14 protein-coding genes and 1 pseudogene are annotated in these 19,518 nt (G+C 61.0%); 5 read left to right on the forward strand and 10 right to left on the reverse strand.

Translation table 11 applies throughout. The annotated features are described in order from the left end of the window. Window positions 1–112 precede the first annotated feature (112 nt). A pseudogene (locus QRN20_RS26800) lies at window positions 113–706 on the forward strand (methyl-accepting chemotaxis protein); the annotation flags it as partial. Between the two features lie 53 nt (window positions 707–759). On the opposite strand, the gene QRN20_RS07410 reads toward QRN20_RS26800, so the two are convergent. Beyond that, window positions 760–1,545, reverse strand: a complete 786-nt coding sequence (locus QRN20_RS07410) for a substrate-binding periplasmic protein (protein WP_058430814.1) — start codon at window positions 1,543–1,545, stop codon at window positions 760–762. Between the two features lie 247 nt (window positions 1,546–1,792). Between QRN20_RS07410 and QRN20_RS07415 the strand changes: the two genes are divergently transcribed. From QRN20_RS07415 to QRN20_RS07430, 4 genes are read left to right on the forward strand one after another with little or no spacing between them, the layout of a single operon-like run. Next, window positions 1,793–3,547: an ABC transporter permease gene (locus QRN20_RS07415; protein ID WP_122418684.1), complete on the forward strand. Its 1,755-nt coding sequence runs from the start codon at window positions 1,793–1,795 to the stop codon at window positions 3,545–3,547. 25 nt (window positions 3,548–3,572) lie between these two features. Continuing rightward, window positions 3,573–4,874 carry an ABC transporter ATP-binding protein gene (locus QRN20_RS07420; RefSeq protein ID WP_122499457.1) on the forward strand — a complete coding sequence of 434 codons (1,302 nt, stop codon included), beginning with the start codon at window positions 3,573–3,575 and terminating at the stop codon, window positions 4,872–4,874. A 51-nt stretch (window positions 4,875–4,925) separates the two neighbouring features. Further along, entirely contained in the window at window positions 4,926–5,990 is a 1,065-nt protein-coding gene (locus tag QRN20_RS07425; protein WP_096767377.1) for a sensor histidine kinase, read from the forward strand. Continuing rightward, window positions 5,990–6,628: a response regulator transcription factor gene (locus tag QRN20_RS07430; RefSeq protein ID WP_025996078.1), complete on the forward strand. Its 639-nt coding sequence runs from the start codon at window positions 5,990–5,992 to the stop codon at window positions 6,626–6,628. The genes QRN20_RS07425 and QRN20_RS07430 overlap by 1 nt, the downstream gene beginning before the upstream one ends. A gap of 98 nt (window positions 6,629–6,726) precedes the next feature. Here the strand turns inward: QRN20_RS07430 and QRN20_RS07435 are convergent, their stop codons facing one another. The 9 genes from QRN20_RS07435 to QRN20_RS07475 all read right to left on the reverse strand — a co-directional run bounded on the left by QRN20_RS07435 (window position 6,727) and on the right by QRN20_RS07475 (window position 19,514). After that, window positions 6,727–8,610 carry an acyltransferase family protein gene (locus tag QRN20_RS07435; RefSeq protein ID WP_122425851.1) on the reverse strand — a complete coding sequence of 628 codons (1,884 nt, stop codon included), beginning with the start codon at window positions 8,608–8,610 and terminating at the stop codon, window positions 6,727–6,729. A gap of 421 nt (window positions 8,611–9,031) precedes the next feature. After that, complete coding sequence (locus tag QRN20_RS07440; RefSeq protein WP_122427800.1) at window positions 9,032–10,360, reverse strand: glycoside hydrolase family protein; 1,329 nt, start codon at window positions 10,358–10,360, stop codon at window positions 9,032–9,034. Window positions 10,361–10,370: 10 nt separating this feature from the next. Then, window positions 10,371–11,672, reverse strand: coding sequence for a hypothetical protein (locus tag QRN20_RS07445; protein ID WP_122427797.1), 1,302 nt, complete (start codon window positions 11,670–11,672; stop codon window positions 10,371–10,373). A 415-nt stretch (window positions 11,673–12,087) separates the two neighbouring features. Further along, window positions 12,088–13,707, reverse strand: a complete 1,620-nt coding sequence (locus QRN20_RS07450; RefSeq protein ID WP_004881720.1) for a glucan biosynthesis protein D — start codon at window positions 13,705–13,707, stop codon at window positions 12,088–12,090. 410 nt (window positions 13,708–14,117) lie between these two features. Next, window positions 14,118–15,047 (reverse strand): phosphatidate cytidylyltransferase, encoded by a 930-nt coding sequence (locus QRN20_RS07455; RefSeq protein ID WP_025995482.1) that lies wholly within the window; start codon window positions 15,045–15,047, stop codon window positions 14,118–14,120. Continuing rightward, window positions 15,047–15,667, reverse strand: a complete 621-nt coding sequence (locus QRN20_RS07460; protein WP_057408811.1) for a lysophospholipid acyltransferase family protein — start codon at window positions 15,665–15,667, stop codon at window positions 15,047–15,049. The genes QRN20_RS07455 and QRN20_RS07460 overlap by 1 nt, the downstream gene beginning before the upstream one ends. Window positions 15,668–15,675: 8 nt before the next feature. Then, complete coding sequence (locus tag QRN20_RS07465) at window positions 15,676–16,131, reverse strand: hypothetical protein (protein WP_058430822.1); 456 nt, start codon at window positions 16,129–16,131, stop codon at window positions 15,676–15,678. Between the two features lie 273 nt (window positions 16,132–16,404). Next, window positions 16,405–17,760, reverse strand: a complete 1,356-nt coding sequence (locus QRN20_RS07470) for a phosphatase PAP2/dual specificity phosphatase family protein (protein WP_082654169.1) — start codon at window positions 17,758–17,760, stop codon at window positions 16,405–16,407. Next, window positions 17,757–19,514 (reverse strand): bifunctional alpha/beta hydrolase/class I SAM-dependent methyltransferase, encoded by a 1,758-nt coding sequence (locus tag QRN20_RS07475; RefSeq protein WP_058430824.1) that lies wholly within the window; start codon window positions 19,512–19,514, stop codon window positions 17,757–17,759. The genes QRN20_RS07470 and QRN20_RS07475 overlap by 4 nt, the downstream gene beginning before the upstream one ends. Between the last annotated feature and the right edge of the window lie 4 nt (window positions 19,515–19,518).

Here is a 19,518-nt window from a genome sequence, read left to right on the forward strand (position 1 = left end):
AATGTCGGCCACGGTGCACGAGGTTGCGCGCAACGCCGAACAGGCGTCCGTTGCTGCCGCCGATGCCGACAAGGAAGCTCGCGCCGGTGACAAGGTCGTGGGTGAGGCCATCGGCCAGATCGAACGACTGGCGGCCGAGGTCGTACGCTCATCCGACGCGATGACCGTACTCGAGCAGGAAAGCGACAAGATCGGCAAGGTCATGGACGTGATCAAGGCTGTGGCCGAACAGACCAACCTGCTGGCGCTCAACGCCGCCATCGAGGCAGCACGCGCTGGCGAGGCGGGTCGTGGGTTTGCTGTCGTGGCTGACGAAGTGCGAGGCCTTGCGCAGCGCACTCAGCAATCGACCGAGGAAATCGAAAGCCTGGTCGCCGGTCTGCAGAATGGCACCCGTCAGGTCTCGGAGATCATGCTCGGCAGCCGCACGCTGACCGACAGCAGCGTCGAGCTGACCCGCAAGGCCGGTGTGTCGCTGGAAAGCATCACCCGGACCGTGTCGAACATTCAGGCCATGAACCAGCAGATCGCTGCCGCCGCCGAGCAGCAAAGCTCAGTGGCCGACGAGATCAGCCGCAGCATCGTCAATGTGCGTGACGTGTCCGAGCAGACCGCAGAAGCCAGCGAAGAAACCGCCGCCTCCAGCGTCGAGCTGGCGCGCCTGGGTGGGCAGTTGCAAATGCTGGTCAGCCACTTCCGGGTGTGATGGCTGAACGTACGGGGAACCTGTGAGACGCGCTGCCTCCCACAAAATCGCGTTCAGCAGGACTGGCCGCCGCCGGCGCATGCCTTAGTCGATGCGCTGGGCAGGTAAGCGTCGCGGATGCGTTGCAGTTCGCCTCGGCGCTGCATGTCGAGGATCGCGGCATTGATCTTCGGCAGCAGCGAGGCGTGCCTGTTCAACAGCATGATCGACAGACTCGACTCATTCAGCAGAGCGCCTCGCCGGAATCGGTCGGGATCTATTTGATGGGTAGTGGCGAGGTAGTCGTACAGGTCATCGACCATGGCGACGGCATTCACGCGTTTGTTGGCGAGCAACTCCAGGAGGGCCGAGTCCTCCGAGGTTTCCAGCTTGGTCACGCGCCCGTCCTCAAGGGCCGCGTCCAGTGCGCGGTAGGTATAACCCCGGATCATGCCGACCGTGACATCCCGCAGTTCACTCAATGGCACGTTTGAAAGTGGATCATCTGCGGCAAAGTACAAGTGTTCGCGTACCGCCAGATAAGGCACCGAGAATACATACTTGCTCGCGTCCTCTTCACGGGTCCAGCCCGGTGATTCGGCATAACTGATATCGATCTGTTCTTTGTCCAGCATCACTTGCATGCGATTGGCGGGATAGGAAACAAACTGCACATCGACATTGGCCTGCCTGAAGACCTGACGAGCAATATCGGTCGAGACGCCTCGCAGCGTGTTGTATTCGTCGGTATAGATGAAGGGACGCCACTCGGTGCTGGCCGCCACGTACGGCTGAGCCAGTGCTGTGGGTTGAAAACAGGCCCATGCGCACGTCAGGACGAGAAAACGAAATACCTTCATTCAATATCCTTTCGTGGTTTATCCATACGCAGTGGGCCGTTAAGCCTTTATATACCTTCGTATATGACACTCATACTTTCGGGTCTGCAGCGTCTACGTTTGCAGGTTTTAAACACCCGTCAAAAGTCTATAAGCTTTTATACAACGAGTGGTTAAACACTCACTGCCCTTTTTTATGTATCCGCTGACAGTCCGTTTTCTGAAACGCTGCCGGCGCGTACCCGTGCAGCCGTATCGAGGTGAGCCCATGCAGTCTATTTTCGAGTCCGGCAAGCGTCTGCGAGTCTCCCGATATGGCGACGCCAGAACGCGCACACCTTATGGGGTCGATATCGTCTGCCTGGGCCTGCTGGCAACGGTCGTTGCCTTGCTGCTGCACGGTATCGGACAGATGTTCCAGCCGCTGTCGCTGCTGACCTCAAGCCCGATGACCCTCGATCCCGCGAACCTGCCGGAATACGCACTGCGCACCACGCTGCGCATGTTCATCGCCCTCGCGGCCTCGCTGGTCTTCACCCTGGTCGTGGCCACACTGGCCGCCAAAAGCCGCAAGGCCGAACAGGTGATCATTCCGGCGCTGGATATTCTGCAATCGGTCCCGGTGCTCGGCTTTCTGACCTTTACCGTGACCTTCTTCATCGGCCTGTTTCCGGGGCGGCAGCTGGGCGTCGAATGCGCAGCGATCTTTGCCATTTTTACCAGCCAGGCCTGGAACATGGCGTTCAGCTTTTATCAGTCGCTGCGCACGGTGCCCAATGACCTGAGTGAAGTCAGTCGTCAGTTCGGCCTGTCGCCGGTACTCAGGTTCACCCGTCTGGAACTGCCGTTCGCCATTCCGGGCCTGGTCTGGAACATGATGATGTCGATGTCCGGCGGCTGGTTCTTCGTGGTGGCCTGCGAGGCGATTTCGGTGGGCGACACCACCGTCAATCTGCCCGGCATCGGCTCGTGGCTGGCGCTGGCGATCGAGCAGAAAGACCTGACGGCGATTGCCTGGGCCGTCGCGGCCATGGCTCTGGTGATTCTGGCCTACGACCAGTTGCTGTTCCGGCCGGTCGTGGCCTGGGCGGACAAATTTCGTTTCGAGCAGACCGCTTCACAAAAGCGCCCACGCTCGTGGATGTACAGCCTGCTGGGCCGCTCCCGACTCGCGCCGCTGCTGGGCACTGTGCTGGTCGCGCCCTGGAAAGGCCTGATGCTGATCAATTGGCGCGGTTTGACGCGCTTTTGGAAAGCCACGCCTGCGCCGGGTGTCAGCCGGTTCCTCGATACTGCCTGGCTTGGGCTGGTGATTGCCGGTTGCCTGGCAGCCAGCGTCTGCTTGTTCCGGTTCATCGAAGCATCGCTCGGGTTCGGCGATCTGGCCACCGCGCTCGGACTGGGACTGACCACCATGCTGCGGGTGATCGTGCTGATCATCGTAGCCAGTGTGATCTGGGTGCCGATTGGCGTGTGGATCGGTCTGCGCCCGGTGTGGGCCGAGCGGCTGCAACCCGTCGCGCAGTTTCTGGCGGCCTTTCCGGCGAACGTGCTGTTTCCGTTTGCCGTGATAGCCATTGTCGCTCTGCACCTTAACCCCGATATCTGGCTGTCGCCGCTGATGGTGCTCGGCACCCAGTGGTACATCCTGTTCAACGTCATCGCCGGGGCCAGCGCCTTGCCGACCGACCTGCGCGAAGCGGCCACCCTGTTCAACATGCGCGGTTGGCAGTGGTGGCGTCGGGTGGCGTTGCCGGGCGTATTTCCCTACTACGTTACCGGCGCGCTGACAGCGTCGGGCGGTTCCTGGAACGCCAGCATCGTGGCCGAGGCCGTGTCCTGGGGCGACAAGCATCTGGAAGCCGCCGGTCTGGGTTCGTACATCGCCAACGCCACTCAGGCAGGTGATTACGCACGGGTCGCGCTGGGTATTGCCGTCATGTCGGTCTTCGTGATCGCGTTCAACCGCTTGCTGTGGCGCCCGCTGTACGGGTTCGCCGAGCGACGTCTGAGTCTTGTGTGATGTTTGTTGTGTGGAGGATGCCACGATGATGGCTGTCGAAAAGCGTTGCCTGGTGGATGTGCAGAAGGTTCGTCATGTGTACGGCAAGGCCAGCAAAGAGCGGCTGGTGCTGGACGATGTGACGCTGCAACTCAACGAAAACGAAATCATCGGCCTGCTGGGTCGCTCCGGCTCGGGCAAATCCACGCTGCTGCGTTCCATCGCAGGGCTGGTAGTGCCGACCGAAGGGAAAGTGATTTTCCCTGATCGTACGCCGGGCAAGGCCATGTCGGTGGGCATGGTGTTCCAGAGCTTCGCACTGTTCCCTTGGCTGACGGTGCTGGAAAATGTCGAGGTCGGGCTTGAGGCTCAGGGCGTTCCGGCTCAACAGCGCCGCAAGCGGGCGCTGGCGGCCATTGACCTGATCGGTCTGGACGGTTTCGAGAGTGCCTATCCCAAGGAGCTGTCGGGCGGCATGCGCCAGCGGGTCGGCATGGCGCGTGCGCTGGTGATCGACCCGGACGTGCTGTTGATGGACGAGCCCTTCTCGGCGCTCGACGTGCTGACCGCCGAAACCCTGCGCACCGATCTGCTGGACATGTGGAGCGAGGGCCGCATGCCGATCAAGTCGATCCTGATGGTGACGCACAACATCGCCGAAGCGGTGCTGATGTGTGATCGCATCCTGCTGTTCTCGTCCAATCCGGGGCGGGTGATCAGTGAAATCAAGGTGGATCTGCCTCAGCCGCGCAACCGTCAGGACCCGATCTTTCAGGCGCTGGTCGAAGACATCTACGTGCTGATGACTCAGGACAGCGACGCCGGCGAAACCCGTCAGGGCGTGTTCCCGGGAACCGGGTTGGGCATGGTGCTGCCGCACGTGTCCACCAACGCGCTTGCCGGTCTGATCGAGGCCATTCATGCGCCGCCCTACGGCATGAAGGCCGACCTGCCGGAGCTGGCCGGTGCGCTGCATTACAACGCGGACGAGCTGTTCCCGATTGCCGAAGTCCTGCAACTGCTGCGTTTCGCCGAACTCAAGGGTGGTGATATCCGCTTGCTGCCTGCGGCCAACCGTTATGCGCTGGCGGACGTGGATGAGCGCAAGCACCTATTCGCCCAGCACTTGCTGAGCTTCGTGCCGCTGGTGGCACATATTCGCCGGGTGCTGGATGATCGCTCGACGCACACCGCCCCGGCACGTCGTTTCCGGGACCAGCTGGAAGATTTCATGTCCGAAAGCGATGCCCGCCAGACGCTCGACTCGGTAACGCAGTGGGGACGTTACGCGGAGCTGTTCGCCTACGATGAACTGGCGGATCAGTTCAGTCTGGATAACCCATCCTGAGGCGTGTCGGCGCATACTGCGCTGGCCCTTTGAACGAGCGAGAGGTTGCAGATGCGCGAGCCTGAATCCTTTGGCAAGGCTGCGATGGCGATCCGGCTGGCCGCCTTGCTGGGGCTGGCCGTGGTGATCGCCATTGCCGACACCCTGACCGATCTGGAAATTGCTGTCGGCGTGTTCCAGATCGCCGTGGTGCTCATGGCGGTCCGGTTTCTGCCGGTTGCCGGTGTGATCGCCATCGCGCTGACCTGCATGGCGCTGACGGTGCTCAGCTACGAGTTGACGATTTCCCGAGGCAGCGAGGCGGCGCTGATCAACTGCATTATCAGTCTGGCGGCGATTGCGATGGCGACCTATCTGGCGCTGCGCATGGCGGTGGCGATCCGCTCCGTTCACGAGGCGCGCTCACAGCTGGCGCAGATCGCCAGGGTCAACATGCTGGGTGAGCTGACCGCGTCCATCGCCCATGAAATCAATCAGCCGCTGTCGGCTATCGTCACCAGTGGCAACGCCTGCACGCGCTGGCTGGCCGCTGAGCCGGTCAATCTGGAGCGGGCGCGGCAGGCGCTGGCGCGCATGATCGGCGATGCCAACCGGGCGGGCGATATCATCGTGCGGGTGCGGGCGCTGGCCAAGCGTTCGGCGGCGCACAAGGAGTGGATCAACGTGGCCGACACCGTGGCCGAAATCGTATCGCTGGCCCACAGCGAAATCGACGAGCAGCAGGTCGTGCTCACGGTCGAGGTGTCGGAGGGGTTGCCGCCGCTGCTGGCGGACAGGGTGCAGATCCAGCAAGTGCTGCTGAACCTGATGCTCAACGCGGTGGACGCGATGCGCAGGGTCGAGCCCGGTCAGGCCCGGCTGGCGGTGACGGTGGACGTGAACGCAGGCGGGGAGGTGAAGTTTTCGGTGCGTGACAATGGTATGGGCGTAGCGCCGGAAAACATTGATCGTATCTTCGATGCGTTCTACACGACCAAGGAGGAGGGCATGGGGATTGGTCTGGCGATCAGCCGGTCGATTATCGAAGCACACGGCGGGCGCATCTGGGTGATGCCCGAGCCGTCAGTCGGTGCTACGTTTCACTTCACTCTGCCCACCGGAAAGATGGACACCTGATGAACACGACCGATCCCGCTGCGCAGGCTGAAGAGCCGATCATCTACGTGATCGACGACGACCTGTCGGTGCGCACTTCGCTGGAAGACTTGCTGGCCTCGGTCGGGCTGCGCAGCCTGCTGTTCGGCTCCACCCAGCAGTTCATGGACACGCCCCGGCCCGATGCGCCGGGTTGCCTGATTCTGGACATCCGCATGCCGGGCATGAGCGGTCTGGATTTTCAGGAGCAAATGGCGCGCTCGGGGATTTTTCTGCCGGTCATTTTCATCACCGGGCACGGCGACATTCCGATGTCGGTGCGCGCCATGAAGGCAGGTGCAGTGGAGTTTCTCACCAAGCCGTTTCGCGAGCAGGACCTGCTGGACGCCATTCAGCAAGGCCTGGCGCTGGACCGCGTGCGGCGCCAGAACGCGGCGGTGCAAGCCGAGCTGCAGCGCAGGCATGCGAGCCTCAATGCGGGCGAGCAGCAGGTCATGGCGCTGGTGGTCGCCGGTCTGCTGAACAAACAGATAGCCGCCCGACTGAACGTCAGCGAAATCACCGTCAAAGTCCGCCGCGGCTCGGTCATGCGCAAGATGGAAGCCGATTCACTGGCCGAGCTGGTGAGGTTTGCCGAGCGTTTGCAGACAGGTGATTGAGTGCGTGGAGCGGACGCAGAGCGTCCTGAACTGCATTCCCACGCTGGAGCGTAGGAACGATCAGGGATCTCGGTGTAGAGCGGACGCAGCACACGGTGCTAATTCACCAACTCCGGCAGCACAAAGTTCTTCACCACAAACAGCGAGCCTTCGGTACTCAGGTGCCCCGAATCGATCTGCAGCAGCGAGTCGGTATCTTCGAGCCGCACGAGGCAGGCATCGGCCACGCAGAGTCTGTCGATCAGGGAGACGAACTGGATATCCGCCGACGCCGCCAGTTGCCGGGTCGCCTGATCCACGGCCATGACGCTCTGGTCGAGGGCCGGGTCGCTGATGTGTGATTCATTCAGCCCCCAATGGCGGCTGGCGATGACGCTGGGCAGCGAAGGATTCCACTGCGGCAGCGGACCGATCAGCACCACGTGTTTCACGCCATAACCCTTGAGTCGGATCGCAATGCCGTTCCAGTCGGTCTTGTCGTGTCCGTCCTTTTGCGCGATGACCACGATATCGGGGTGCAGCGTTTCGATGCTGTGCAGGGCCAGTCTGTTGGAATAGTCACAGGCCCGGCTGGTCGGCGATGTGCGGCCTTGATGGACGCTCAGGCTGGGACGGCAACTGGCGGACGCGACCTGATAGAACGGTGTGTCCCTGGCCAACAGAGTGCGCAGACCGAGCGACAACGCCTGTGCATGCGAGTCGCCCCACAGGAAAACGCCGCCTTCGCCCTGTTTGCGCGTGCATGACTCATCGATGCTCGACTGCCCGCGCTGAGTGAACGCAGAAAACGCGTCGCACTTGAGCCAGTAAGGCTCGTACAGGTTCTGCTGCCGATTGACGTAGTCTTGAATGAACGACGCCTTTTCGGACAGACTGATCTCGCGCATCGGCGAGACCATGCCCTGTGTCGCACTGACCGCCGCGCCACCAACGAACACCAGACCGACCAGCGTACCGAGTGCGGCGAACCTCCAGCGAGCACCTTCGCGCCAACGACCTGTGGGCCTTTCGATCAGACCGTACGAAGCCATACTCAGCAGAAAGGCCGCGCCCATGCCCAGCAGCACATTATCGGTATCGCCCAGCCAGCCGGCGTAGTTCATCAGCACCACCACCGGCCAGTGCCAGAGGTACAGCGAGTACGACAGCTTGCCGGTCCATTGCGACAGCGCATTAGCGGTCAGAAACGAGTCCTGCCGTGCTGCGATGATCACTGCGAATGTCCCCAGCACAGGTAACAGCACCAGATAGCCCGGCCACAGGTCCTGCACCGACACCAGAAAGAAACTCGCCAGCATGAGCGCCAGCCCGACGCCTTCCAGAATGCGCTTCTGAGCGCTGCGCAGCTTGAAAGGAAACAGGCAGGCCACGCCGCCCAACAGCAACTCCCAGGCCCGGGTCGGCAGCAAATAGAACGACGCCTCGGGCCAGCGTGCTGAAGCAAACACGCACAGCGCGAAGCCAATCACGCTGCCGCCCAGAATCCACCAGCGCAGATTCCTCAGCGCCACGAAGCGACTGAGCACCAGCAAGGCCATCGGGTACAGCAGATAGAACTGCCATTCGACCGACAGCGACCAGGTGTGCAGCAGCCATTTCTCGTGGGCATTGGCAGTGAAGTAGCCTGCTTCGCGCCAGTAGACGAAGTTGGAGACGAAGCCCAGGCTGCTCGCGACATGCGTGCCCAGAGCGCTGTAATCCATCGGCAGCAGGTAGAACCAGCCCAGCGACAGCAAGGCGATGCACACCACCGCCAGCGCCGGAATGATGCGCCGTGCCCGTGATCGATAGAACGCACTCAGGCTGAAGGTGCCGGTGTGTAAGCCGCGCAGAATGATGCCTGTGATCAGGTAGCCCGAAATCACGAAAAACACATCCACCCCCGCAAAGCCGCCAGGCAGCCAGGCGGGATGGAAGTGGAACAGCAGCACAGCGAGAACCGCGATGGCACGCAGGCCATTGATGTCTTTTCTGAAGTCCATGGGAGAGTGCCGGCCAGTGGATGATCGGGAAGGTGGGTTCTGGTGATTGAGCGGCGGATTCCGCCAGGTCTTGCGGCAAACACCGGACCGTGGGAGGCGGCTTGCCGGCGATGCGTTCTATCAGGCGACCAGTTATTCACCGGGCTGACGCCATCGCGGGCAAGCCCCCTCTTATCAAACAACCTGTAAGCCACTGAAGAAACTGGATTTTGTGGGAGCGGACCGGGCGGCGTTCCGTTTGTCCGCGAATGCTGTAATTCAGCCGATGAATATTCGTCGGATGTACAGGCCTTTTCGCGGACAAGTCCGCTCCCACCTAGTTTGCTGTGCGACAGCGCTTCGTCGAAGACGTGGTGGGGCTTCCCGCAAAGTGGTGTTTCTTCAGTCGATCAGGTGTCGCCTGGTCGTCAGTCCTCGCGAACTATTCTTTTCGAACCATCTGCCCGCCATGGCTCACCGGGTTCAGCCGGATGATCTTGGGAAAGTTGATCAGGTTGATCGACGCCGAACACTGACCACCTTCACAGCGCCAGGACTGACGGCTGTCCACTTCTCCGCGTTCGGCATAGGCGGTGTCGATCATGCGCACCGGGCCGTTCATGCTGGCCTGACTGACCACCTGCACATCACGCGGCTTGCCGATGGCCCAGGCCACCAGCACCCGCTCATTGCCCTTGGTGAAGTGCAACTGATAAAGGTTCTGCTCCAGCGAACTGGCCTGAGCGTCGTAAGTGAAGTCGCGAACCACCGGTGCGATGGCTTTCATCATGATGTAGGCGGGTTTGGGCGAAAGGTCTTCGTTGAGCAGGCCGAAGTTGTGTTCCTGGTCATAGCGATCCGGACCATCGTTGTAGAGGTCGAACCACCACATGCCTTTGACGTTGGGAATGGTGCGGGCCAGAAAGTAGATCCGCGCCATGTACAGCGCTTGGGTTGTCTCGCTCTTGCCGCATGGCCCCTGATGGCTGGGCCAGCCCATTTCGGTCAGGTAGATCGGCACGTCTCGACCAGCCTTGGTGCGGATGTACTGCTCGTAGTCGGTCATCCAGCCCACCCAGGCTTCAGGTGTATTGCCATCGGTTGCCGAGCAGTGGACGTAGGGATGCACGGACAGACCGTCGACCAGGTCCAGCGCGCCGCTTTCGATCAACGGGTCGGCGAAGCCGAACCTCATGCCGTCGGGTGTCACAGAGCCTGCCAGAATCTTCGCCTGCGGCCCGGTGACGTTGCGTGTGTTCTTGCGAATCACGGGCACGGTTTTCTGCACCAGCGTCACGTAGTCCAGCGCCAATTGAGGGTCGTCGGAGGCCTCCAGGTCCCACTCGTTCCAGATCTCGTAGTAACTGATGCGGTTGCCCAACTGGCGGGTGACGTAATCGACGTAATTCAGAAACGCGCTCATCACCACCGGGTCCCGGGGCTTCTTGTTGTCGTGAAAGTAGGTGCTGTAACCCAGTATCGCCAGCCGACTCATCTCCAGTTCGCGGGCGATGGTCAGGTAGTTGCGCCAGTTGTCGGTGATGCGTAACTCGTGAGGGTAAGGGGCTGCGGTTGACCAGAAAGCGTCGTCCTTGACCGAGTTGAAGCCGGCCTGGGCGGTCAGGTCCAGTGGTTGTTTGAGCTTGCGGTCGAAGTTCATCAGGTGCGTCGCGATGCCGACGATAAAGGGCGATTCGGCGTGAGCCACAGGCATGCCGCTCAGGCAGCCCAGCAGCAGGAGACACGCGGTGTGGCGTAAAACGCGCTTCATGGCGGCCTCCTCAGCGCAGGTTGGGCAGGGCGGTCAGGTGCAGGTCGGCCGGTCTGGACGTCATGGCCTCCTGCTTTGCGTTGATGACATAACCGATGGCCAGGCCTGCAAACAGATTGGCCACGGCGACTTCGAACATGTCCGTGGTCCAGCTGATCAGGCACCAGCAGACACTGATCGACAGCAGCATGCGACCGACCCGGCTTTCATCCTCGATCAGCTTGAACAGCAGTGGAATCTGCAGGGTGTACAGCAACCCTCCGACCACGCCGAGCATCGCCCACAGGTACAGGGCCGAGTTGTCCATACCGAGAAAGATTTCAGAGCCTTCCACCGGGAAGATGCCCATGGTGCTGCCGACCATGCCGAAGCCTGCGCCGGTCAGCACCCAGCCTTCGCGGATCAGGGCGTTGATCACGTTGGGCCAGGTGTTGATCAGCCGGTCGTAGAGCGATGCCAGCGAGCTTCCGCTGCTGCTGACCGTGAGTGCGTCGAAGCTCATGACCATGCCAAGCGTTGGCAGCAACAGCCCGATGAACACCACCAGCACGCACAGAATCCGGCAGGTCCAGCTCATGCGCTGAATCATCAACAGGCCCATGGTCAGGGCGAACGCCCCGGCCGGCGCTTTACTGGTGGTCAGCACGATGGCATAGAGCGCCACCGCACTGAGCAGCATCATCACCAGTCGCGAGCGCAGGAACATGAACAGGTACAGGGTGTAAAAGGCGATCAGGATCGACAGCACATTGGACACCCGAGCGAAGCCTGCGACGCGGTCCACGTCGTCCGCGCTCCACGTGGTGTTGGCACTCAGCTCGGTTTCGCCGACGTTGTAGCTGTAGCCCTTCCACGGCACGGCAGTGAGTTTGTCCAGCGCCACCCCGGCCAGCGAGGCGAGCAGGCAGAAACCGATGGCCCAGCACAGCAGTTTTCTGCGATGGATCAGGTGCTCGCTGCACACCAGGCCGAACACCAGCGGGCTCAGGGCGAACAGGCTGAAGGCCAGATTGTGCGGACTGGCACGGTGCAGCATGGCGATCAGCCCGGAAACCGCCCACACGATGACGAAGGTCCAGAACAGGCGTCCGGCCTTGAAGGTCCGCAGCTCCAGCGCAAACAACAGGATGCAGGCGACTTTGGGCAGATAGAGCAGCGGGCTTATACCCGCCTTGTCGAAATAGAAACGCAAGGCCCCGGAAAAGGTCTCGACCAGAATCAGGCTGATCGCGACCAGCACGACCACTGCGGATTTATCGAAGGAAATGATCGACGACGAATCGCCGGCTCTGTTCGCTGGATTCAGCTCCATGATGTCTGCCTTCTGAATGGCGTCAGGAAATTCGAACGGACAAAGCTACCGCCCGACGACCGCGACAGGCGGGTCGATAAAAGGGGAAGCCTTTGGGGATGATGAGAAGTCTGGAGCGAATGCTCGCAACGGCGTGACAAGACGTATATCAGTCGCAGTTCGGGAAACTGTCAATTAATTCGTCAGGATTGGCGGATTATCCGATGAGTGCCGCACCCCTGAGGGTGACACAGAGCATGGGCACGATCAGCGCACGTGAGGCCTCTGATCGTTCCACGCTCTGCGCTCATCGTTATACACAAGTCCTCTTGGAGGAATACGATGATGATCGTTCCTACGCTCTGCGTAGGAATGCCGCCCAGGACGCTCCGCGTCCGGTTTGTGCTGTGACGCGGAGCATGGGCGTGATCAGCGGTCAGGGGTATTTGCGACGATCAGGTGCTGGCGGGAAGTACTGGTACAGCCACGTCTCGCTCAGTGTGCGGTCGCCGGTGCGGATGAACATGCGCATCTCCACCGGGTCCACCGAGTCGCTGTCAGGCACCCAGTCGAAGGTGATCCGGTAACCCTTGATGTCCGGCAGCACGAGGATGTTGAAGTCCTGCACCTTGCCGTGGGTCACGGTCACGATCGGCTCGATCCCGGTGCCTTCCGGCAGACGGTCCAGACCGCCGCCGTGGAAGTCCACCGCGAAACGGCGGGCCCAGGTTTTCGGGTAATGCTCGCCCGGTGCCCAGCCTTCCAGAAAACCACCCATGCCCGAACGCGTCGCGTGAACCTGCGCCAGCGGCGTGCTCACCGGCGGCAGCGGGCTCCAGAACAGCTTGTAGCCGTAGTTCATCGAGTCGCCAGCCTTGACCGCTGTCTTCGGTGTCCAGAACACCACGATGTTGTCCATCGTCTCGCCGGTGGTCGGCAGTTCCAGCAGGCTGACCTCGCCTTCGCCCCACGGCGTGATCGGCTCGACCCACAGGCTTGGACGGCGGCTGTACCAGACCACGGTGTCCTGATAGCTGGAGAACTCGTGATCGCTCTGCACCAGACCGAAACCTTTCGGGTCGTTGTCAGAGAACGCGCTGAACTGCGGTTTGACCGGATTGTTCAGCGGGCGGCAGATCCATTCGCCATTGCCACGCCACATCGACAGACGATCCGAGTCATGAATCTGCGGGTGAATGGTGTCGCACATGCGGCGTTCGTGGGTGCCACAGCTGAACATGCTGGTCATCGGCGAAATGCCGAGCTGCTGGATGTCCACACGGGCGTTGATGTGCGCGTCGATCTCCATCACCACCTGCCCGGACTGACAGTCGATGTCGAAGCGATAGGCACCCGTCGCGCTCGGCGAGTCGAGCAGGGCGTAAACCACAAAACGGGTGGCGTTCTTGTCCGGCGTTTCGAACCAGAACTTGGTGAAGTCCGGGAATTCTTCCTGACGCTTGGCATAGCTGTCGATGGCCAGACCGCGTGCAGACAGACCGTACTGCTTGTTGCTGTCGACGGCCCGGAAGTAGCTGGCGCCCAGGAACGAGACCACGTCATTGATGGCGATTTCAGGCGCCTTGAACAGCTTGAAGCCGGCAAAGCCCAGATCGCCTTTCACCAGATTCTTGTCGATGCCGCTGCTTTCGTAGTTGAACAGGTCGTGGCGGAAATGCACTTCGCGCGCCTGCTTGTTCTGCGGATCGACGCTGTACATGCGCACGGGCGTCTTGAAGCCCGCGCCGACGTGGAAGAAATGCACGTCCAACTGGCCGTGAACGTCTTTCCACAAGGAGTGTTCCGGGTCGTAGCGAATGGCATTGAATTGCTGCGGCGTGAGGTTCGCCAACACCGGTGGCAACACCTGCTTGGTGCTCACATAACCTTTGCCAGCCAGCTTCTTCGCGTGAGCTTGCAACTCTGCAAAATCGAAGTGCTCGATTTCACCATCAGCGGCTGCCGCCAGTGCGCGTGCAGCAAAAAGCCCTGAAGCCGACACGCTGCTATAAGCGGCCAACGCCATGGAAGCTTTCAGGAGATTCCTGCGATTCATAAGGGTGAAGCCTCTAGGTAATTCTGTGCGTCCTGCACAAAAAATGGCGCGCCAACGACTCCTTGCCGAACGCAAACTACCCACAACAGATAACAAAGACGAGATCCGGTTCGGAAATAGGCCGAAAAAAAACGCCGCTCATGCTGAATGAAAACGGCGTCGTACGCATAAATCGGGCGATTTTCAGGTCTGTGTCGGCTGACCGATCACGCTCATCGCCGCTTGGCGCAAGGCCTGCAAGCGATTTGGTCGCAAATAGCCACCCCGCCTGATCTTTTTTCAGAGCGCCGAGAGCGTAGTGGCTATGCAATATCCAGCAATCATTTTGCCGGCAGACTGACCCGCCAGACACGCGCCAAAAGCCAGATTGCGCGCTGATTGATCAGCCTGTTGGGGCCTGGAAAGTGTCCTCATGTCCACCAGTAACGCACCAGATGGAAGAAGATCGGCGCGGCAAAACACACTGAATCCAGTCGGTCGAGCATGCCGCCGTGGCCTTCGATCATGTGGCCCCAGTCCTTCACGCCCCGGTCGCGTTTGATGGCCGACATTACGATGCCGCCCGCGAAACCCAGCAGGTTGATAAGCAGTGCGATCAATGCCGATTGCCACGGGTTGAACGGCGTGATCCAGAACAGCGCGCCGCCGATCAGCGACGCGAGGGCGATGCCGCCGACGAAGCCTTCGACCGTCTTGGAGGGCGACAGGTTGGGTGCGATCTTGCGCTTGCCGAACAGCTTGCCGCACACGTACTGCAGCACGTCCGAGATCTGCACCACGATCACCAGATAGGCGATCAGCAGCAGGTTGCGACCTTCGTAACCGGCAATCTCAAGGGTCAGCAACGCAGGCACGTAGGACACGCAGAACACCGCGATCATCAGGCCCCACTGCACCTTCGAGGCGCGTTCCAGGAAGTGTTTGCTGTCACCGCCCAGTGACGCGAGGATCGGCAGCAGCAGGAACACGTAGACCGGAATGAAGATCGAAAACAGCCCGTACCAGTTCATGGCGATCAATACGTATTGCAACGGCAGCGCCAGATAGAACGCGGCCACCAGTGCGGGGTAATCGCTGCGTCGGGTCGGTGTCAGGGTCAGGAATTCGCGCAAGGCGTAGAACGACACCGCATAGAACAACAGGATGACGGCACCCTGGCCCAGCCAGAAGGCGATGCCGATCACCAACACCATGACCCACCACGCGTTGATGCGCGCGTTCAGGTTGTCGATGACCGAGTTCGGGCCGCCCGCCCGGCGCTTGAGTACGTAGCCGATCAGCGAGGCCAGCAGCAGGACGGCGCCGATGCCCATGAACAGCAGTTGAGTCTGGTTATCCATTACAGCGGCTCCGGTGCCAGGGCCAGCAGTGCATCACGACTGCGGGCGAGGAATTGCTCTTTGCTTTCTTCACTGTCCAGCCGCAGCGGTGCGCCGAAGCTGGTTGTGCATAACAACGGCAGCGGCAGCATTCGGCCTTTGGGCATGACCCGGTTCAGGTTGGATATCCACACGGGGACCAGATCCACCTGGGGATAACTTTTTGCCAGGTGATACAGCCCGCTCTTGAACGGCAACAGTCCTTCCTCCGGGTTGCGTGTGCCTTCCGGAAACAGGATCAGCGAGTCGCCGTGTTCCAGCGCCTCGAGCATGGGTTGCAGCGGATTGCTGTCGGGCGTACTGCGCGTGCGGTCCACCAGTACGCCGTTGAACACACGGTTGATGATGTAGCGGCGCAACGGACTGGACTGCCAGTAATCGGCACCAGCAACAGGCCGGGCGGTTTTGCGCAAGGCGGGCGGCAGTGACGCCCAGAGCAGTACGAAGTCGCCGTGGCTGCTGTGGTTGGCAAAGTAGATCCGCTGCCGGGGTTCAGGCGTGCAGCCCAGCCACAGGCTGCGAGCCCCCGTAATGCTGCGCGCACCTGCAGTGATGATCGTGGCGACCAGAGGTTCGAACATGACAATTCCTATTGAGCGAGGGACAGCCAGGGAAAGATAAAGATGATGCCCAGCAGCCAGAGCAGCTGCAGCACGATGTAACGGATCTGCAGGCGCAACTGCCGAAGCGCACCCTGAGTTCGCAGCGCCCAGTTGCGGCCGCCTTTCTCTGCAGGCTGAAGCTTGAGGTCGGCCAGGACCTGATCGAGTTCCTGAGTGCGATCGCTCAACTGGCTGGGACGGTCAGCCATGTGCTGGAACAGATCGGCATCGAACGCGACCCTGAACGCCTGGGATTTAGCCAGCGCCCCGGTCAGGACCATGCAGGCCACAAACACCATCATCAGAAGGCTTGCAGAACCTATCCACAGCTGCACCAGGCCAAACAACAGGCTCAGCAGCAAAAGCCCTGTGGATAAATAGTCCAGCGACTTGCCGCGCCGTAGCAGGGCGGCAACCACGTGCAGCTGCATTTCCAATGACATGAATGAGCACTCCTGTGATTGAGCGGGTTCTTACGGCCTGCGCAAAGCTATTGTGGGAAGCGCCACCACGTCTTTCGACGTAGCGCTGTCGTGCAGTAAACACCGGACTGTGGGAGGCGGCTTGCCGGCGATGAACGATGACGCTATTTTCCTGAAGTACCGCGTCAACTGCATCGCCGGCAAGCCGCCTCCCACAAAAGGTGTTCATTCAGCAGATTACGTGTTGTTTGATCAGAGGCGGTTTGCCGGCGTTGAGCCTCCCACCATCCTGTGTCATCTCATGGCCCGCGGTGTCTCGGCTACAGGCGCTTTAACTGAATAGCCTGCGAAGGCATTCAAGATATCCACATGCCCGCTACGCAGGACGACACCTGGCCTCGCTTGGCGAATCAACTCGACCGCGTTATCCACAGAACGCGCTCTTCCGGTGAGCAACAACCACGCGGCCACTGCCATTGCACTGCGCGAATAGCCCAGCGCGCAGCACACCAGTAACGGGCCGTTTGAGCGCAGACGCTCGATGGCTTCAGCAGCAAGTTGGCATTGCTCGACGGTCAGCGGTATCAGATCCAGTGCAGCGACCTGTTGATAACGTTGCGTACTCACTTTCAGCGGTAACTCAGCACACATATCCACAACCGCTTTGAACGGTTGCAACTGTTCTTGATTCGGTATGCGGCCCAGCCAGACGTTGTCCACAACCTGATCGGGATCAGGCCTTTGCCTTGTCCACACCCTTGAATTTATCCACGCGCCGATCAGATAGGGCGCCAACAGCCAACACGCAGCTGGGGATAACTTCCCGTTGGAACGTTTTTGAAAACCAGCGGCCCCGAACACAAGGTAATTCAGCGCGACCATCAGCAGGGACAGCGCAGGCCACGCCAGCCACATCCAGCCTCCGCCCAAGGTAAACACGGGTATCGCCAGCAGCAGTGCGCCGATGCCGTAATACAACGCCAGCTTGAGACGCTGCGGCTGACGTGTCAGACGTCCGGCCAGCAGCGGGCTGCGACCTTCATCCGGCCAGAGCCATATGCAGAGCCAACCGGCCAGTGCGCCTGTGGGTAAGTCGATGAAGTGATGCTGATACGTGGTCAGCACCGACACGCCAATCAGCGCGAACCAGCTGTGCAGCAACCAGCGCCACGCCACGTGAAAGTGCCGCGCATATTGGTCGTAGCAGACCCACAGCACCACCAGCAGTGCGATATGCAACGAGGGCGCCTGATTGAACGGCTTGTCGAACCCGGCCAGCACTGCGAACAGCCAGCCGAACAGGCCATCCAGTTCCGGGCGTTCAAAGGTGAAGCGCAGCGGCCAGAGCAGAAAGCAGGTGACTGCGATCAGTTGCGCGCTGAACAGGCGCAGCGCGTGGGTATCCAGCTCACGGCGCGTCAGGCAGGCGAGCAGCGAGAAGCCATAAAGCAGGTCGATGGACCAGTAGGGCACGATGGTCCAGGCCCAGAACGGCATATGGCTTTCCCAGCCAAACGCCATGCTGCCGACGTCACTGCGCTGGGCCGTATACCACGTGGCAAAGCCGTAGCTGGCGAAAAAGAACGGCGCCAGCACCAGAAGCCAGACCACCGCTCTTTTCCACAGGCCCGGTTCGCGAAACGCGTTCACTGGATGCGCTGCGCGAGGGACACCGTGAAAATCCCCCATTCATCCACACGCTGGGTGATTTTGCGAAAGCCTGCGGCTTCGACCAGTTGATCCATCTCAGACTGGCTGCGACGGCGCATGACCCATGCCTGTCCCTGACGATGGCTGGTCAGGGCGCGGGCAATCAATTCCAGCTGCGGGTGCCATGGCTGACCGGTGTACACCAGATAACCGCCAGGCTCGACAGCGGCTGCCAGCCCGGCCAGCGAATCGCCGACCATCTGATTGCTGGCGAACAGCTCATACAGACCCGAGACCACGGCCAGCGTGGGTTTCGGGTCCAGTGCCGCCAGATCGGCGCGGTCAAAGGCATCGCCCTTGACGAAGCGTGCGACGTCTTCCAGGTCTTTCTGTTCGATCAGCAGGCTGCCGTCGCGCACGTTGATGTCGCTGTAATCACGCAACAGGATCGATTCCGGTAGCGGTTCCACGCCATGCAGCGATTCCAGGATGTAACGGCCATGCCCGGCGGCGATATCGACGATACGCACCGGCTTGCCCTGATTGCGCAGGTGCGCCATGGCCAGACGCAGCAGCTCTTCGGCATGCAGCTTGCGCTGACGGATGCCGCGCCAGCCGATGGACTCAAGATAGTTCTTGTCGATCATCCGGCCCAGCGCGCCGGTGCCGGTGGGTTTGTTGCGGTAGACGTAATCCAGCGTGCTGCCGGAATCGAAGCCGGTGTCGAAGCCCAGCTTTACGCCTGTGGATAACTTGCTGCCCAAGCGCATGCTGGCGCGCGTCATGCGCCAGTACAGGTCGCGCAACGAGTTGTGCGGCAACGGCGCGGCCAGTTCTTCGGACTCGGCGCAGGTGACACCCAGCTTGTCGGCATCGAGCAGGGAAGGGCGCGCCACCGGGGTCTCGAAGTTCTGCAGCACGAAGCGTCGCGCACGGCTGATCGCCAGATGACGATCCCGCTCGCCCAACGTGTCGTGGAAGAACCCTGGCAGGATGTGTTTCTCCTTGCGCACGCTGCCCAGTCCGTCGAAAAACTGTTCCTGCGGGCCGCGGTGCACCACGAAGTCGGAACCCGAGATCAACAGCTGAGTCGGGATCTGAATGGCCTGCGCGTCGGCTACCACCCGGTCGGCGGCTTCGTAAAGGCCCAGCAGCACATTCACCGAGATCGCCTTGGTGATCAGCGGGTCGCTGTCATAGGACGCGATGCGTTGCGGGTCGTGGCTCAGGAAGCGCGCCTTGACGTAGCTGTTGACGAAGAAGTTGCCCTTGAACTTGCGCAGCAGCGCCAGCCCCGAGCGAGCGAAAGGCACGTACAGCTTGACCTTGAAGGCCGGCGAGGCGAGGACCAGCGAGCGGATCTTCGGTGCGTAGTCGTGCGCCCAGGTGGCTGCGATCACCGCGCCGACGCTCTGAGCGATCACTGCCATGTTCTCTTCCGGTATCTCGAACGTTGCGCTCAGGTGATCGACGAAGGTCTGCACGTCGCGCACGCTGGTCGCAAAGCTTGGGCTGTCGCCGCGAGCGCCGGGCGACTGACCATGGCCACGTGCGTCCCAGGCGAAGAAATCGAAACCCGGCAGGTCCAGTTCATCGACCAGATGCGCAATGCGTCCCGAGTGCTCATGGCCCCGGTGAAACAACACAATGGCCTGTCGAGGCGCATCGGAAACCTGCGTGAGGGCAGGCCAATGGCGGTAGAACAGCTCTACGCCGTCATGAGTCGTGAAGCGCCGATCATTCATCTCACGCATTGCA

Source organism: Pseudomonas sp. fls2-241-TYG-175 (assembly GCF_030209155.1).
Lineage (GTDB): Bacteria > Pseudomonadota > Gammaproteobacteria > Pseudomonadales > Pseudomonadaceae > Aquipseudomonas > Aquipseudomonas viridiflava.

Bases quoted from the DNA above. Each gene is read 5' to 3' on its own strand.
- QRN20_RS07410 (WP_058430814.1), bottom strand. From the start codon at position 1,545: ATGAAGGTATTTCGTTTTCTCGTCCTGACGTGCGCATGGGCCTGTTTT.
- QRN20_RS07415 (WP_122418684.1), top strand. From the start codon at position 1,793: ATGCAGTCTATTTTCGAGTCCGGCAAGCGTCTGCGAGTCTCCCGATAT.
- QRN20_RS07420 (WP_122499457.1), top strand. From the start codon at position 3,573: ATGATGGCTGTCGAAAAGCGTTGCCTGGTGGATGTGCAGAAGGTTCGT.
- QRN20_RS07425 (WP_096767377.1), top strand. From the start codon at position 4,926: ATGCGCGAGCCTGAATCCTTTGGCAAGGCTGCGATGGCGATCCGGCTG.
- QRN20_RS07430 (WP_025996078.1), top strand. From the start codon at position 5,990: ATGAACACGACCGATCCCGCTGCGCAGGCTGAAGAGCCGATCATCTAC.
- QRN20_RS07435 (WP_122425851.1), bottom strand. From the start codon at position 8,610: ATGGACTTCAGAAAAGACATCAATGGCCTGCGTGCCATCGCGGTTCTC.
- QRN20_RS07440 (WP_122427800.1), bottom strand. From the start codon at position 10,360: ATGAAGCGCGTTTTACGCCACACCGCGTGTCTCCTGCTGCTGGGCTGC.
- QRN20_RS07445 (WP_122427797.1), bottom strand. From the start codon at position 11,672: ATGGAGCTGAATCCAGCGAACAGAGCCGGCGATTCGTCGTCGATCATT.
- QRN20_RS07450 (WP_004881720.1), bottom strand. From the start codon at position 13,707: ATGAATCGCAGGAATCTCCTGAAAGCTTCCATGGCGTTGGCCGCTTAT.
- QRN20_RS07455 (WP_025995482.1), bottom strand. From the start codon at position 15,047: ATGGATAACCAGACTCAACTGCTGTTCATGGGCATCGGCGCCGTCCTG.
- QRN20_RS07460 (WP_057408811.1), bottom strand. From the start codon at position 15,667: ATGTTCGAACCTCTGGTCGCCACGATCATCACTGCAGGTGCGCGCAGC.
- QRN20_RS07465 (WP_058430822.1), bottom strand. From the start codon at position 16,131: ATGTCATTGGAAATGCAGCTGCACGTGGTTGCCGCCCTGCTACGGCGC.
- QRN20_RS07475 (WP_058430824.1), bottom strand. From the start codon at position 19,514: ATGCGTGAGATGAATGATCGGCGCTTCACGACTCATGACGGCGTAGAG.